The sequence below is a fragment of the Streptomyces sp. WAC00040 genome (assembly GCF_056835925.1).
Genome location: NZ_JAKQZE010000001.1, coordinates 1,589,655 through 1,603,915 on the forward strand (window position 1 = coordinate 1,589,655; position 14,261 = coordinate 1,603,915).

A 14,261-nucleotide genomic window follows, 5' to 3' on the forward strand; every position below is an offset into this window, starting at 1 on the left:
TTGCTGCCAGGATCCGTTCGATCAATACCGTCGTGTCGACCGTGCGCAACGGCCCCGGCGTTTACACACCGGGGCCGCTCATCCAGGCCGGTCGCACGTGAGAAGTGCGCCGACCCATGCACAATAATATGCCTATGCCGCTTATCTGACATAAGGAACTTTGCAGATAATACGTTCCTTGATCGGAAAGGCTCGGCGCCGTGTCAGCCGCGTTCCTCGCGGATTCCGTGGTGCGTCAGCGTGCCCAGTGCGGGTCTGTTTCTGTGTCCAGCCGACCGTGATGAGCCCGTCGCCCGCGAGATACGCACAGGCTGCGGCCAGGTCCTGCTCAGGCATGTGGGGTCGATGCGCAGCTGAAGGTCGGTGCGCAGCTGTGCCAAGGAGGCGTGTGCCCTCTGTGGCCTCCTACAGGTTCCTCCAGATCGCTTCGCGGTAGTTCTTCCGCTCATGGAGTGTTGCCATGATTGCTGCCCACTCCTGCCGGGCGCCGACGAGGGTCCTTACCTCAGACTTCGTCCGTCTGTGTGCGGTCCTGCGCGGAGGAACGACTGGCTACCAGCCAAGGCTGTGCCGGCTCTGCCGCGTGCATGGTGTCCACCGTGAGGTGGAGGCGGGTTCCGCCGTCGCTACCGGCGGGGTAGCTGCGCTGTTCGGTGGCGGCGAAGAACTGACGGAGTGCCTCTGCGACCCGACGGGCGGCCTCGGGAGACGCGGCGACGATGCGCACCTCGGCCCGCCCGTCCGAGGGGGGCTGTTGCGTTGGCTTCACGGTGGCCTCTTTCATCGGGCCGATGTGCCGGTGGGCGGACGCTTGGCGCCACGCCCACCGGCACGGTCAGGGGAAGGTCGAGTGTCTTCCGCGGCCACGTCGCGGTGTTCATCGTGAGTGGCGGGTGATGACGTCGGGGCTCCGGCAGGCTCTGCCGGCCGTCGGTTCTTCCGCCTCCGCCGTCCGATTCCCGGCAGGGCGTCGCCGTAGTGGAATGCTGCTATCCGCTGGTCGTGCTGGCCGTTGAGCAGATGAATCAGCAGCACTCCCATGATGATCAGGGCCATGATCACAGACACGGTGATGGCGATCTCCATGACCTCACATCCCTCGGGCGGAGCTCATGGGCCCGGTCGGATGCGGGTCCTCAGCCGCAGATGAGGCTCGCCCACCGTCGGTCTCCCACTCCTCTTCCCGGTCCAGCGCCTCCTCCGCCTCGCGGCAGGTGTCCTCGTTCGTCATCAGAGCGCTGGCGGTGGCGAGCCCGCCGGGGGTTGTAGCGGCGGCCATCAGCCGGGCGGCGGCAGCCGCGTCGGTCTCCGGCGGGATCACCAGCAGGTCCCAGCGGCCCGCAGTGTAGGAGAGGAGAATCAGCTTGTGCGGGTCCTGCTCATCGGCGAACCAGCCGACGTGCACCGTGTGTCCCGCGGCGGGCACCTTGCGGGGGATCATGGGCCAGTGCGTCGGGTTCACCGTCACACGCGTGATCCGGCCCCAACGGGCGTCCAGTATGGCGACGAGGGCAGGGAGTTCACGGGAAAGATCGCGGGAGCGAGGCCACCAGGCGCCGTCCAGGAGACCATGGGCGGACCCCGCCGTCACGGACAGACGGGCCGATGGTGAGGTCGCAAGTTCACTGATAGTCACACGGTCGATGGTCGCGGTCATGGCGCGGACCTGTCCCCGGGGCTCGTGTCGGCGTCCCGGTGTTGTTGCTCGCCGAGAACGACACCGGCATGAGAGCCGGTGTGCGAAGTACTCCCGGTGGTTCCACTGTACTCCGGGTATGGTCTGCTGAACTCGCGCGTGACCAGCGACCTTCGATGGGAACTCGGGGATCTGCGGCGAGCGGGTGGGCTGTACCCGGGCACACGGAGTACGGTGAAACCGGCAGCCGCCCAGACCTCGTCCCAGGCGATCAGCGAGCGCATGCCGAACCCCGAAGACGGGTGGCACACCATGTCCGACGCCGACACCCCGCGTGAAGCGAAGCTTCTGCCGGACGCTATTCACCATGCCGTGAAACCTGGAACAGCCCTCCTGCGGCTGGAGACGACACATGCCCGTCAAGGGGTTCTCGACGGTGCGTGGTGGCCGCATTCCCGCGAAATCGGCGCCGAGCTGCCGAGCCTCGTCACCGCGCTGACCGAGCACCTCGGACCCGTCACGCGCGTCGGCCTGGACTCCAGTGCCTGGGAAGAACTACCGACACGACTGGTCATCGACGACCGCGTCGTGCACATCGACTCCTTCCCTGTCGGTGACGACACCGTCCTCATCACCCGCGGCGAGCGAGACTACTTCTCCCTGCTGGTGATCCCACCGGACACGCCGCCTGACGCGGCACGCTCAGCGATGGCCCGGGCCGTCCGCGCCGACAACGCCACGGCCGAGCAGATCCTCATCGACACCGGCATCGGCCGGACACGCCCGATCGCCACAGAAGACCCGCAGACGGGCTAGGAACGCTGCGATACGAGGTGACGCACATGCCATGGCCCTCTTTCCAGGCCGCTTTCCATGAGTAAGGCTGCAATCCACGATGAGCTGCTGCTCGATGAAGATCAGTAGAAGCATCACAGAGAGGTTCGGCTCCGATGAGCCCCTGACCAGCGAAGATGAGGTTATTGCCGGGATGATGGCCAAGTCTGCTGAGTTTGCTTCCCAGGGGAACCGGGTGTACCTGCCAATTGCAGACTGATCTTCTGACGTCTCAGCGTCCCCCAGCACACTTGCCGGGGGACGCTGGCGTTTCACCCGGCGGGGTATTCGTCAGTGTGACGTGAATTTGTTGGAAGTCGGTCATGGTATGTCGTTGCTCTGCGATGCTAGGGGGACTTCGAGAGGGGCCGCAGCGATGCAGTGGAAGATCCACGGGGAACGTCCGATCTACGAGAACCCTTGGGTGAACCTGTGGTTGACCGATGTCGAGCAGCCTGATGGGCGTCGGTGGGAGTACCACGTCGTCAAGCTTCGGCACCTGGCCGTCGCCGCTGTCGTCAACGACCGTCGCGAGGTTCTGATGATGTGGCGTCATCGCTTCATCACGGACGCATGGGCCTGGGAACTCCCCATGGGCCTTGTCGAGGTCGGAGAGACCCCCTCCGAGGCAGCTGCTCGCGAGGTACTCGAAGAGACGGGCTGGCAGCCAGGGTCCATGAAGCCGCTGATCTACGCTGAACCCGCCAACGGCATCACGGACTCACAGCACCACGTCTTCCGGGCGGACGGCGCCACGTACGAGGGTCCGCCGACGGAGAAGAATGAGTCCGACCGCATCGAGTGGATCCCGCTCGCGGATATCCGAGGCATGATCGACCGCCGTGAGATCGTCAGCAGTGGATCTCTCGTCGGCCTGCTGTACGTGCTCATGGACGAGGCGATCCGCTGACCTGCGCGGGGAGAATGTCCCGGAGACGGGACTCGAAGACGACAGCTACGGGCTCTCGCCGGTGAGGCGCCAGTTCGTCGTAGAACTCGCGTAGGTGGCCTGACACCCGCTCGGACACCACCGATGATGCGGGTTCCAGCGCCTCCGTCGCGGTCTGGCATGCCTGATCGAGTTTGCCGAGTTTCAGCTGTGTGCGGGCGAGCCAGAAGGCATGGAACGCCCGCCCGCGGTGGTTTGAGCTGTTCTCTCTGCGCAATGCGTCGGCGATCAGAGGTTCTGCGGTCGCGGCTTCCCCGAGGCGGCCGTGAGCAATGCCTGTGTCGACGATGAGCTTCGGCTCGTCGAAGTAGGTCACCCACGCCGGATCGGGGTCGTTCTCCTGGATCTGCTCGAACTGTCGGTGCGCCTCACCGATGGCGTCGTGGGTGGCGGTCCGACTACCAAGTGAGGCATGGGCGAACGCTTCCCGCAGAGACAGCATCGACAGAACGCGCGGCGTAGTGCCGGCGGCAGCTCGCGCCTCGTCCTGCGCCGCCGCAACGAACGCCAACGCGTCCCCCGGCTTGTCCTCATAGGTGGCTTGCAAGCTCATGCAGGCAAGCACGTTGGCCATGAACTCCCGGTCGCCAATCTCCTTGGCGAAGTGCAACGCCTCCTTGAAGTAGGCGCGGGCCTGGCTGTACTGGAGTGCGTCGAAGTGTGTCCAGCCGGTGAGGCGTGCAAGCTCGGCGCTCTGGAAGTGGGCCCACATGCTCGGCTTCCGCGGCCACTTCTCCAGCAATAGCCGCGCCTACTCCACCACCCTCGGCGCACTCCGCGACGTACGCCGCGGCCTGGCGCACCGCTCAAGCCGACCACGCCCGCGCCCTGGCCGGCCTCCCCACCCACGACGAGAACACCACCCTCGTCACCGACTGCTCGTGGACCTACCTCAGCAGCGGCTACCGCCCCGGCGAAGAACTGCTCGCCGCACAGACCCGCCACGACATCGCCCAAGCCGAACACATCAAGTCAGAAGGAGACCCCTGGCTGTGACTACTTCGACCGCGGCCGTTAGGCAGACGCTGAAGCTGGGGGAAGCCCTGGTTGAGATCGGGGTATCCCGCGCCGCCTTCTACCGCATGCGCGCTCGGGGCCAGGCCCCCAGGCACCTGAAGCTTCCCAACGGACAGATCCGCATACGCCGCGCCGACCTCGACGCCTGGTTCGAGTCCTGTGAGGTGCAGGAAGCATGCTGACCTACGACGTGCAGATCTGGGGCATCCGTAAGCGGCCTGACCGCGTGGCGGCCTATCAGCTCCGCTGGCGGGTCGGCCCTCGTCCCTTCTCCAAGAGCTACAAGATCAAGGCCCAGGCTGACGGTCGGCGCTCGGAACTGCTGGGCGCCCTACGCAGCCGCGAACAGTTCGACGCTGAAACCGGCCTGCCTGCCTCGGAGATGCAAGCGCTCAAGTCCACTACCTGGTACGCCCATACGCGCGCGTACGCGGCGATGAAGTGGCCCGGCGCCTCTGCCAAGCACCGCGCGAGCATCGCTGACACGCTGGCCACCATCACGCCGAAGCTGGTCAAGGACGACCGTGGGGCTCCGGCTTCCAAGGTGCTGCGCATCGCCCTTTATTCCTGGGTCTACCGCTTCGTCCTCGGTGACGACGGGACGCTGAAGCCTCGTATCGACATCGAAGAGCCGCCCACCGATATCGTGGCGGCGCTGGACTGGATCAGGCGAAAGTCCGTCGATGTCGCCGCGCTCAATACGCCCTCGGTGGTGCGCACGGCGCTCGACGCTCTGAGGCTGAAGCAGGACGGCACGGCCGCTGCCGAGAACACGGTGAATCGCAAGCGAACGGTCTTCAGTAACTGCCTTCGGTACGCGGTGGAACGGGAGTTGCTGACGGCTCTGCCTCTCGACAAGGTCGATTGGACACCGCCCGAAACTGATGACGAGATCGACTTCCGGTTCGTACCCGGCCCACAGCGGGCAAAGGCGCTGATCGGCGCTGGAGGCGAGCAGGGAGCACGCGGACGGCACCTGATGGCCTTCTTCGGCTGCCTGTACTACGCCGCCAACCGCCCTGGAGAGGCGGCCAACCTCCGGGAAGAAGACTTCACCTTGCCCGAAGAGGGCTGGGGAGAAGTGCTGCTGTCCACGAGCACGCCCCGCGTCGGCTCCGGGTGGACCGATACGGGCGAGTCGTTCGATACGCGCGGCCTGAAGAAGCGGGCCGCAAGGCGACCCGGCCTGTGCCGATTCCGCTTCTACGCGAAGGCAATCCACCGAAGCCAGCAGCGTGCGAATGAGCAGATCCAACGCGCCCTAGAATCCGCGGACGAGTAGCTCTTTGCCCGACAAGGCGCCTCCCCCCAGCTGTGCGAGTGGGACGGCGCCTTCGTCGCTCATTCCCACTTCGGGTCGGCCCTTGGCGTATCTAGGCGACGTGTTGGGCGTGGTGGCGGACTTCCTTGAGTCGGACCTTCGAGGGGAGGTGGTCCAGGCCGGCCGAGTCCCGCGCGTGCGTGAGTGTTTCCCGGCTCAGTTGCCCCAGAGTCCGCGCTGGATCCGCATGAGGCTCCAGCAACAGCAGCACGCGGGCGGTGGGAGCGGTACTTCGCCCCGTCAGCCGTACATGAGCCCGCGAGACCCCGTCCAAGGCCTGCGCCTCTGCCTCGATCACGTCCTCCAGCGTGCGGCCGTCGAGTCTGGCCGCCGCGCCGTCCCCGCTGTCGACGCGGACCCCGCCCAGGCGGCGTCTGCGCTGGGCGAGGAGCCACCACAGCAGCAGGGCCAGCAGCACCGCGAGCACCGCGATGACGGTCGGCCACCACCAGCCTTCCTCCCGCCACCGGGTGCGGCCCTCGGTGCCCAGCACCACGTCGTCCGGCCCGCGGAAGGGCCACCAGCCCGCCATGCCGAAGTCCCAGCGGCGCTGCAGATCCAGCCCGCCCAGCAGCACACCGCCGCCCAGGGCGAACAGTCCAAGGCCGAGAAGCCCCAGCAGCACCCGGTTCACCGTCCCGAGCATCGGGATCACCTCAGCCCTTCTTCGGACGCCGGACGCGCACGGTCAGCGTGGGTTGCCGGGCAAGACCCAAGAACGTCACGGCTTCGCCCAGCGTGGCGTCCAGGTCCGCGCGGACCTCCTCGAGATCGCGGAAATGAGCGCGCGCCCGGGCTTTGACCTTCCGGCGGCCGACAGCGACCCGTGCCGACTGGACACCGGGCACCTGCACGGCCCGGTCACGCAGAACCAGGGCGGCCGCGCGGCGGTCGAGCCCGGCGCGGACCTCCCCTGTCCCGGTGATGCCGCTGGACTGCCGCATGGGCAGCAGCCTGCGCAGTCCCGGCGTCACCGCCAGCAGGAACAGCCACAGGCCGAGCGCCATCGTCACTGCGGCCCCGACGATCATCCAGACGTCGTCCAGTGGCCGTGTGGCCAGTTCCTCGGCGAGCCGCCGCCGCCAGCGCATCGCAGACCGACCTGCCCGGACCGAGACCACGTCGTACAGGAGCAATCCGATGGCCGCGGCGGACAGCAGGGCCACCACGGCCGCAGGAATCCGCCGCGTTGACCAGAAACGGCGCGCCGACCCGCCTGACTCATCGATCGCCGCCGTCGCGCCCGAGCCCGCCCCCGGGGCGCCATCGGCGGACGGAGCTGCCTGTCCGGGTTCGGAGGGAAGGTCGCTGTCACCGGTCGGCTGCCGCCAGGTGTTCGCGCTCATCTCACCCTCTCCTGATCCGTGTGACGCGTATGCACCGAGTGCAGCCTCTCGACCGATACCGCAAGGTCGGACACCTCCATGGCGGCCCATGTCCTGAGCCGTTCGGTAACCTCCCGGCGCACCGCGGCGCACTGCGCCCCGATGTCGGACGGATAGCCGAGCTCGACGGTGATGTGCAGCCCTGCCTCGCCGAGCGGCGCCTGCCGTCCGGCGGCGGACTCGGCGTCTCGTCCTGCGGTATCCCGCTCCGGTGCCCGCCGCACGGAAGTGGTTACGCGTGGCGTCCGACGGCCGGGGGGTACGTTGCCGACCGACTCGGTGAATCGGCTCAGCGCCTCGCGCGCCACGTGGGAAGCGATCTTCGCAACGACCCGGTCCGCGATGGTGATCGCACCGCGCTCCCCACGGGGAATGCCCGGCCGCAGTTTGGCTTCACCGGTCACTGCCGCCAGTCTCCCCGTGCCCGTCGCCGGTCATCGCGGATCCGCTCCTGCCGGTCCCGGCGGCGGACGAAGTCGCCCGGTTCGAGATCGCCTTCCATGAGCCGCCCGACAACGAGTCCGACGACGCCCAGCCCCAGCACCAGCAGGAAAGCCCAGAAGTCACCGAAATACGCGGCGAAACCCAGCGCCATCCCGGCAATCAAGCCCACCACAGCCCTGCTCATCACGCGCTCCTTCACTCAAGCGGACTGCATCGCCCCGGCTACTGGATCCGCTGCCGCTCTTCCCCTTCGTCCTCCTCGTCGGGGAGCTTCACATCGCTGACCATGATGTTGACTTCCACGACTTCCCGCCCCGCCATCCGCTCCACCGCGGAAATCACGTTCTCCCGTACCTCACCGGCCACGTCCGTGATGGAGAAGCCGTAGTCGACGACGATCTCCAGATCGATGGCCGCCTGCTTCTCTCCGACCTCGACACTGACCCCGCGCGTGGCGGACTTGCCACTGCCGGCACCGGGCATCCGCTCCCGCATGGATCCCATTGAGCGCGCGAATCCGCTCCCCAGGGCATAGACGCCGCGCACGTCGCGAGCCGCCATTCCGGCGATCTTCTCCACCACCACATCGGCGATGGTCGTCCGGCCTCGAGAACCGGGCGCACCGCCATACCTTGCGCCGGTGTTCTCAGTCATCGACATTCCTCCCTCTAGAGGGGGCCTCTCGCACCTTTATTCATACTATATTTCCATTGGTAGGTTTGCCTGATATCCGGCGTATGAGGCGGGATGCTCCAACGAGTGGCACGAGCGCCCCTGCCCCAGAGCCCTCGCGGACACTCGGGCGCACTTGCGGCAGGAAGAGGACCGCGGCCATGGAAGAAAGAGGGTGAGAGGCCGGTGAAAACCGAGGCGTGGACGCAGGCAGTACGGCACCGGCTCGACCTGGGCCGGCTGCTCCCGCTCGGTGGGCCCGGCGACGGGACATGGATCACCGAACAAGCAGCCGTCTCGGTCCTTGAGCTCGCGGCCGCTGAGATCCCCGGTGTCCGGCTGGAGTCTCTGCGCATCGGGGCGGCACCGCTCGAGCCCGTGTCCGAGCCGACTGTCCGTCCGCCGGCCAGCGCGCTACCGCCTGGCCCGCTCAGGATCGAAGCCGCATGCACAGCATCTCTCGGACAGCCGCTGCCCGAGACCGCGGACCAGTTGAGGAGCACACTGCTCAACGTGGCCGCCGAACGGCTCGGCCTGGCTACCGTGACAGCTGACTTGCGCGTCACGAATCTCCATGACGGCCCTGAGACAGTCGACAGATCGCGAACCTCAACGAGGGCCATGAAGTCCCCGCCGGAAGGTGCAGCCGCGCGAAGCTCGCAGCCGGCGACCAAAATAGGGCCCAACCCGGGGCTCACCAGGGAGCTGGCCGACATCGCGGCGGCCGTTCCAGGCGTCGCCCGTCTCACCGCCGTGCTGGGAAGCCGCCCGGTCAAGGTGGAGGACCATGACGATCCACCCGGCCGCCACATCGAGGTCCAGCTCGCGGTCGCCCGCGGCCACCATCCGCTGGAAGTCGCCCGCGCCGTCCGGGCCGCCGTAGCCGACGCAGCCACCACCGACAATTCCGGCCCGGTCACCGCCACCGTCCTCATCACGGAAACCGCGACCTAGCGAGCCAGGCGTCAACCTGGTTGCTCAGGCCCAAGCTGGTCCACGCCTGGTCCACACGCACTGATCCACAACGCGGCAGAGCCGGATCAAGGTGAGACAACCCCGACGCAGAAGGGGTGCGCCTCAGCGAGAGGCACCCCTTCTGACCAGCACGTCTCTGACCTGCGGAGGCGGTGGGATTCGAACCCACGGTGACGTTCTCACCACGTCACTACGGTTTTCAAGACCGTTCCCTTAGGCCGCTCGGGCAACCCACCCACGCCCCGCCTCACCTGCTGCGGAGCGGGCTACAGACTACCGGGCCCGCGTCGCCGGGCGCAGCAGCGTTCCGGGGACGGTGGGAGTTCCGGCCGAGCGGGGTCAGCTGTCGCCCTTGCGTTCGCCCAGAACGAGCTCAACCTTGCGGGACTCTCCGTCACGCTCGTAGGTCATCGTGACCTTGTCACCCGGCTTCTTGGTCCAGATCTCGCTGATCAGGGTGGGGCCGCTGTCGATCGGCTTGCCGTTGAACGTGGTGATGACGTCGCCCGGCTTGAGCCCGGCCTTCGCCGCCGGTCCGTCCGGGGTCACCGCCGGGGTGCCGCCGGAGCCCTCCTCGGTGATCCGGGCGCCGGAGCCCTGGACCGACATGTCGACCGTCGCGCCGATGACCGGGTAGACCGGCTGGCCCGTCTTGATCAACTGCTCGGCGACCGTCTTGGCCTGGTTGATCGGGATGGCGAAACCGAGGCCGATGGAGCCGGCCTGTGTCTGGCCGAGGCCGCCGTTGCCCGCGGATTGGATGGCCGAGTTGATGCCGATGACCGCGCCGCGCGAGTCCAGCAGGGGTCCGCCGGAGTTGCCCGGGTTGATGGACGCGTCGGTCTGCAGTGCGCTCATGTAGGAGTTGTTGCCACTCGACCCGTCGCCGGACGCGACCGGCCTGTTCTTCGCGCTGATGATTCCGGTGGTGACGGTGTTCGACAGCCCGAAGGGGGCGCCGATGGCGATGGTCGAGTCGCCGACCGCGACCTTCTCCGAGTCGCCGAGGGCCAGCGGGTCGACGCCGGAGGGGGCGTTCTTCAACTTGAGGACTGCCACGTCGTAGCCCTGCGCCCGGCCGACGACCTCGGCGTCGTACTTCTTGCCGTTGGAGAAGATCGCTGCCAGGGTGCCGCCCTCGGCTGCGGAGGCGACCACATGGTTGTTGGTGAGGATGTGGCCCTCCTTGTCGTAGACGAAGCCGGTTCCCGTTCCGCCTTCGCCCTCGCCCTCGGAGCCTTCGATGCCGCCGCCGCCCGACTTGGCTTCGATGGTGACGACGCTGGGCAGCGCGCTCGCGGCGACCGCGGCGACCGTCCCCGGGTCGCGCTTGAGGTCCTGCGGGCTGGCTGCGGAGACCGTGGTGGAACTGGAGCTGTCGTCGGCGCGCTCGGCCGCCCAGTAGCCGATGCCACCGCCGACACCGCCGGCGACGAGCGCCGCGGCGAGCACGCCGGCCGCCAGCCCGCCCGCACGCCGGCGCCTGGGCCCGTGCGCCGGGGCCGGTGCGCCCCAGGCGGGTCCGCCGCCGCTGCCGCCTCCGTAAGGGGGCAACGTGGGCGGCGGCGGGGGCCAGTCCGCGCCGGCCTGCTGCGCGCCCTCGGGAGCGGCGGCCGGAGGAGCCGGTGGCTTACGGCCGTGACCGTGGGCCGGTGCCGCGGCGGGCTCGGGCCGCGGGGCGTGCCCGGGCTGCTCCGCGGAGGTCGCCGGCTCATGGGCGGGGGGCGCGGAGTGGGAGGGGACAGAAGCAGAGGGGGAACCGGCGGACCCGTGTGCCGCGTCCTGCGGCCCCTCTCCGGGCCCTGGAGACGTCGATCCCTGGGGAGCGGCGCCCGGCACAGGAGGTACGGACGGGGCGGCAGGGACCGCGTTGCCCTCGTTCTCGGTGCTCACAGCTCTTTCTCCTCAGGTTCCACGTCGGTCTCCGGCGAGCGGCGGGGTCCGCACGGGCCGGAAGTACGTCACGTCATGACTTCCGCTGCGCAGGTGTCCGCGGCCAGCTTTTCCCACTGCACGTCAGGCCACTGTAAGCAGGACCTGTGTGTATTCCGGCAATCCTTTACTTCCGACAATAAGGGCGCACTTCCACGGCGCCCTCCGGGGTCGTTCCGTCGGGTCATGCCCTGCGGGTCTTCCCCGACGGACCGCCTCTCCTCACCGACCGCGTCCACACCGGTACCGGACGTTGTCCGACACCCTGCACGCCGCCTACCCCGCGGCGATGACACCATGACGCGGTGACCCAAGCACGGCAGCACAGCATTCAGGTCGTCGCGCACCGCGGTGCCTCCGAAGACGCCCCCGAGCACACCCTGGCCGCCTACCGGAAGGCGATCGAGGACGGCGCGAACGCCCTCGAGTGCGATGTACGGCTCACCGCCGACGGCCATCTGGTGTGCGTCCACGACCGCCGGGTGAACCGCACGTCCAACGGGCGGGGTGCGGTCTCGGCCCTGGAGCTCGCGGATCTCGCGGCGCTCGACTTCGGTTCGTGGAAGGACGCGGCGGAGAGCCCCGACTGGAAGGACCCGTCCCTCACCTCCGTGCTCACGCTGGAGCGGCTGCTGGAGCTGGTGGCGGACGCGGGACGCCGTGTCGAGCTGGCCATCGAGACCAAGCACCCCACCCGCTGGGCGGGACAGGTGGAGGAGCGGCTGTTGCAGCTGCTGGGACGGTTCGGGCTGGCCGCGCCGGCGTCGCCCCCCGACTCCGCGGTCCGGGTCATGAGTTTCTCGGCCCGCTCCCTGAGCCGGATCTCCGCGGCCGCGCCGACGCTCCCCACCGTGTACCTGATGCAGTTCATGTCCCCGCGGATGCGCGACGGACGACTGCCCGCCGGTGCGCGGATCGCCGGTCCGGGCATTCGCGTCGTACGCAATCATCCGGACTACGTCGCCAGGCTGCACCGCGCGGGCCACTCCGTCCATGTCTGGACCGTCAACGAGCCGGAGGACGTCGAGCTCTGTGCGCGACTCGGCGTGGAGGCCATCATCACCAACCGTCCCAAGCAGGTACTCGAACAGCTGGGCCGCCTCTGATCCGGCTCGCCCGGCCTCGGGACCTCGGTCTTCGGGGCGCCTCACGAGGAGTGCACCGGCGCGTTCGGCGCGTAAGCGATGGTGTCGAGTACGTCACTGCTCCGCCCTTGGCCGGTTTCCGGTCCAGTCCATTGGGGCATTCACACCGTGGCGTGGGGCAAAGGAGGTCTCGGGGGTGGCGTTTGTGGTGGCACAGGAGGTGCCCACGTCGTCGAGCATGGCCGTACCCCATGGCCCTGCGGGCGTGGGTGAGGCGCGACACAGGATGCGCGAACAGCTGAACCGCAGTGGTGTCCCGGAAACGGTCGTCGACGACGCAGTACTGATCCTTTCCGAGCTGCTGAGCAACGCCTGCCGGCACGGCAGGCCGTTGGGGAACGGGGACGCGGGAGACGGTGACGTACGGGCCGCGTGGCGGGTCGACAAGGCGGGGCGGCTCACGGTCGAGGTGACGGACGGAGGCGGTCCGACCCGCCCTGTTCCGGCCACACCCTCGGTCACCGCACGAGGGGGCCGCGGGCTCAACATCATCACGGCGCTGGCGCAGGAGTGGGGAGTGCGTGACAGCACGGCCGGTGAGGTCACTGTCTGGGTGATCGTCACGGAAGGGCACCGCCGCGAGGATTTCGCTACGCGCGTCGGCGGTCCCGCGTTCGACTTCGCGGACGCTTTCGACGATCTCGACTGACGTTCTCCCGCAGGGCTTTCGACCGGTCAGCGCGTCCGAGCGAGCCGGACCGGGGGAGGCCCGCAGCCGGTGCCGGAGCGAACACGCCGCCCGGTTCGGCTTCAGCGGTTCCGGCAACGCCGGCTGTTGAGGCACGGCGACTTCGACGACCTCCGCGGCGTGGACTTCCGGGGCGCCTCGCCCCGCTGCTCCCCCACGGAGGCGGTGGACGGCTAGGCTCGCGCCCGACACAGCACCGCCGCAATCGGGAGAAAGCCACACCATGGCCAAGAAGCGCCCCCAGACGAAGGCGACGAAGCCTCAGCTCAGGAACGGGGCCCGCACCGCAGGCGTCGACGAGCCGGTTCCGGTGGTGGGAGCCCGCGAGCCCTGCCCCTGCGGCTCCGGCCGCCGCTACAAGGCATGTCACGGCCGGGCGGCGTCCCACGCCGTGACGGAGCTGGTCCAGCGCCCCTTCGAGGGACTGCCGGGAGAGTGCGACTGGGTGGCCCTGCGTGAGCTGGTGCCCGCCGCGACCGTCGAACTCACCCTGAAGGGCGGCCTTCCCGAGGGCGTGCCCTCCGTGACGCTCGCGACGGTACTGCCCATGGCATGGCCGGCCCTGCGGCGCGACGACGGCTCCGTCCTCCTCGGCCTGCAGAACGACACCCCCTCCGGCGATCTCAGCCGCGACCTCGCCGCAACGCTCCAGCGGGCACTCACCGCCCAGCCAGGCACCCCGGTCACCGCCGCCACCGCACCGGCCGAGGGCGTGCGGCTGCAGGACCTGCTCGACCCGGACGCCTCTTTCGAGCCGACCGTCCACTCCGGTTTCGAGTTCTGGGTCCCGGCCTCGGCCGAGCAGGCCTCCCCCGAGGTGGCCGCCTCCCTCGAACGCGCCAACGCCGCGGCGATCCCGACGGTGAAGCTCTCGGGCGTCGACGCCGCCTACTGGTGCGAAACGCCGGAGAAGAACCACCTCCGCTGGGTCATGCCGCACCCCGAGGAGCAGCTGCTCGACGCGCTGGCCAGGCTGCACGCGGCCGGCACGTCGTCGCTGGGTGAAGGGACCCGTCTGGTGGGCTCCTTCCGTGCGCACGGGCTGATGGTTCCGGTGTGGGACCTGCCGACCACGATGGGCGCCGAGGACTGCGAGAAGCCCGCCGCCGAGTTCGCCGAGCGGCTGGCCGCCGCGCTGGAGAGCGACGCCCCGCTCACCGCCGAGGAACGCCGGGCGCGCGGGGGTCTCACCAACCGCCAGGTGACGCTCAGCTGAGAGTGACGATTACCGGTGCGCACTGGGTGACACCTGTCACAAGTCAC

17 protein-coding genes, 1 tRNA gene and 2 pseudogenes are annotated in these 14,261 nt (G+C 68.6%); 9 read left to right on the top strand and 11 right to left on the bottom strand.

The features are described 5' to 3' along the window. Nucleotides 1-505: 505 nt before the first annotated feature. From MDN94_RS07285 to MDN94_RS07295, 3 genes are read right to left on the bottom strand one after another with little or no spacing between them, the layout of a single operon-like run. Nucleotides 506-769: a hypothetical protein gene (locus MDN94_RS07285; RefSeq protein WP_482725095.1), complete on the bottom strand. Its 264-nt coding sequence runs from the start codon at nucleotides 767-769 to the stop codon at nucleotides 506-508. 11 nt (nucleotides 770-780) lie between these two features. After that, nucleotides 781-1,086 (bottom strand): hypothetical protein, encoded by a 306-nt coding sequence (locus MDN94_RS07290; RefSeq protein ID WP_482725096.1) that lies wholly within the window; start codon nucleotides 1,084-1,086, stop codon nucleotides 781-783. 4 nt (nucleotides 1,087-1,090) lie between these two features. Further along, a complete protein-coding gene (locus tag MDN94_RS07295; protein ID WP_482725097.1) occupies nucleotides 1,091-1,657 on the bottom strand; it encodes a DUF5994 family protein in 567 nt (188 codons plus the stop codon). 291 nt (nucleotides 1,658-1,948) lie between these two features. On the opposite strand from MDN94_RS07295, the gene MDN94_RS07300 reads away from it, so the two are divergent. Together MDN94_RS07300 and MDN94_RS07305 are read left to right on the top strand one after the other, a co-directional pair. Beyond that, on the top strand, nucleotides 1,949-2,452 hold the full coding sequence (locus MDN94_RS07300) for a DUF5994 family protein (protein ID WP_482727024.1): 504 nt from the start codon (nucleotides 1,949-1,951) through the stop codon (nucleotides 2,450-2,452). Nucleotides 2,453-2,846: 394 nt separating this feature from the next. After that, on the top strand, nucleotides 2,847-3,380 hold the full coding sequence (locus MDN94_RS07305) for an NUDIX hydrolase (RefSeq protein WP_482725098.1): 534 nt from the start codon (nucleotides 2,847-2,849) through the stop codon (nucleotides 3,378-3,380). On the opposite strand, the pseudogene MDN94_RS07310 reads toward MDN94_RS07305, so the two are convergent. Further along, a pseudogene (locus tag MDN94_RS07310) lies at nucleotides 3,358-4,164 on the bottom strand (NsdA family TPR-like regulatory protein); the annotation flags it as partial. The gene MDN94_RS07305 and the pseudogene MDN94_RS07310 overlap by 23 nt on opposite strands. Here MDN94_RS07310 and MDN94_RS07315 point away from each other — a divergent pair. The 3 genes and pseudogenes from MDN94_RS07315 to MDN94_RS07325 all read left to right on the top strand — a co-directional run. Beyond that, a pseudogene (locus tag MDN94_RS07315) lies at nucleotides 4,100-4,415 on the top strand (replication initiator); the annotation flags it as partial. The pseudogenes MDN94_RS07310 and MDN94_RS07315 sit on opposite strands and share 65 nt — an antisense overlap. Further along, complete coding sequence (locus MDN94_RS07320; protein WP_482725099.1) at nucleotides 4,412-4,618, top strand: helix-turn-helix transcriptional regulator; 207 nt, start codon at nucleotides 4,412-4,414, stop codon at nucleotides 4,616-4,618. The pseudogene MDN94_RS07315 and the gene MDN94_RS07320, both read left to right, overlap by 4 nt. Continuing rightward, nucleotides 4,612-5,718 (top strand): site-specific integrase, encoded by a 1,107-nt coding sequence (locus tag MDN94_RS07325; protein ID WP_482725100.1) that lies wholly within the window; start codon nucleotides 4,612-4,614, stop codon nucleotides 5,716-5,718. Before MDN94_RS07320 ends, MDN94_RS07325 begins: the two co-directional genes overlap by 7 nt. 91 nt (nucleotides 5,719-5,809) lie before the next feature. Here the strand turns inward: MDN94_RS07325 and amaP are convergent, their stop codons facing one another. Genes amaP through MDN94_RS07350 form a run of 5 tightly spaced genes read right to left on the bottom strand, consistent with a single transcriptional unit; the run spans nucleotide 5,810 to nucleotide 8,240 of the window. After that, nucleotides 5,810-6,403: an alkaline shock response membrane anchor protein AmaP gene (amaP, locus tag MDN94_RS07330; protein WP_482725101.1), complete on the bottom strand. Its 594-nt coding sequence runs from the start codon at nucleotides 6,401-6,403 to the stop codon at nucleotides 5,810-5,812. Between the two features lie 10 nt (nucleotides 6,404-6,413). Further along, nucleotides 6,414-7,103, bottom strand: a complete 690-nt coding sequence (locus MDN94_RS07335) for a DUF6286 domain-containing protein (RefSeq protein WP_482725102.1) — start codon at nucleotides 7,101-7,103, stop codon at nucleotides 6,414-6,416. Then, nucleotides 7,100-7,546, bottom strand: a complete 447-nt coding sequence (locus MDN94_RS07340; RefSeq protein ID WP_482725103.1) for an Asp23/Gls24 family envelope stress response protein — start codon at nucleotides 7,544-7,546, stop codon at nucleotides 7,100-7,102. Before MDN94_RS07340 ends, MDN94_RS07335 begins: the two co-directional genes overlap by 4 nt. After that, entirely contained in the window at nucleotides 7,543-7,770 is a 228-nt protein-coding gene (locus tag MDN94_RS07345; protein ID WP_037669755.1) for a hypothetical protein, read from the bottom strand. Before MDN94_RS07345 ends, MDN94_RS07340 begins: the two co-directional genes overlap by 4 nt. Before the next feature lie 38 nt (nucleotides 7,771-7,808). Next, nucleotides 7,809-8,240 carry an Asp23/Gls24 family envelope stress response protein gene (locus MDN94_RS07350; protein WP_482725104.1) on the bottom strand — a complete coding sequence of 144 codons (432 nt, stop codon included), beginning with the start codon at nucleotides 8,238-8,240 and terminating at the stop codon, nucleotides 7,809-7,811. A gap of 639 nt (nucleotides 8,241-8,879) precedes the next feature. Between MDN94_RS07350 and MDN94_RS07355 the strand changes: the two genes are divergently transcribed. Further along, a complete protein-coding gene (locus MDN94_RS07355; RefSeq protein ID WP_482725105.1) occupies nucleotides 8,880-9,212 on the top strand; it encodes a hypothetical protein in 333 nt (110 codons plus the stop codon). A gap of 165 nt (nucleotides 9,213-9,377) precedes the next feature. Here MDN94_RS07355 and MDN94_RS07360 read toward each other — a convergent pair. Together MDN94_RS07360 and MDN94_RS07365 are read right to left on the bottom strand one after the other, a co-directional pair. After that, nucleotides 9,378-9,472 (bottom strand) — tRNA-Ser (locus MDN94_RS07360). 100 nt (nucleotides 9,473-9,572) lie between these two features. After that, a complete protein-coding gene (locus tag MDN94_RS07365) occupies nucleotides 9,573-11,126 on the bottom strand; it encodes a S1C family serine protease (RefSeq protein WP_482725106.1) in 1,554 nt (517 codons plus the stop codon). A 344-nt stretch (nucleotides 11,127-11,470) separates the two neighbouring features. On the opposite strand from MDN94_RS07365, the gene MDN94_RS07370 reads away from it, so the two are divergent. From MDN94_RS07370 to MDN94_RS07380, 3 genes are all read left to right on the top strand, one after another. Then, nucleotides 11,471-12,271: a glycerophosphodiester phosphodiesterase gene (locus MDN94_RS07370; protein ID WP_482725107.1), complete on the top strand. Its 801-nt coding sequence runs from the start codon at nucleotides 11,471-11,473 to the stop codon at nucleotides 12,269-12,271. A 130-nt stretch (nucleotides 12,272-12,401) separates the two neighbouring features. Continuing rightward, nucleotides 12,402-12,959, top strand: coding sequence for an ATP-binding protein (locus MDN94_RS07375; RefSeq protein WP_482727025.1), 558 nt, complete (start codon nucleotides 12,402-12,404; stop codon nucleotides 12,957-12,959). 262 nt (nucleotides 12,960-13,221) lie between these two features. Continuing rightward, on the top strand, nucleotides 13,222-14,214 hold the full coding sequence (locus MDN94_RS07380) for a DUF5926 family protein (protein ID WP_482725108.1): 993 nt from the start codon (nucleotides 13,222-13,224) through the stop codon (nucleotides 14,212-14,214). Nucleotides 14,215-14,261 lie beyond the last annotated feature (47 nt).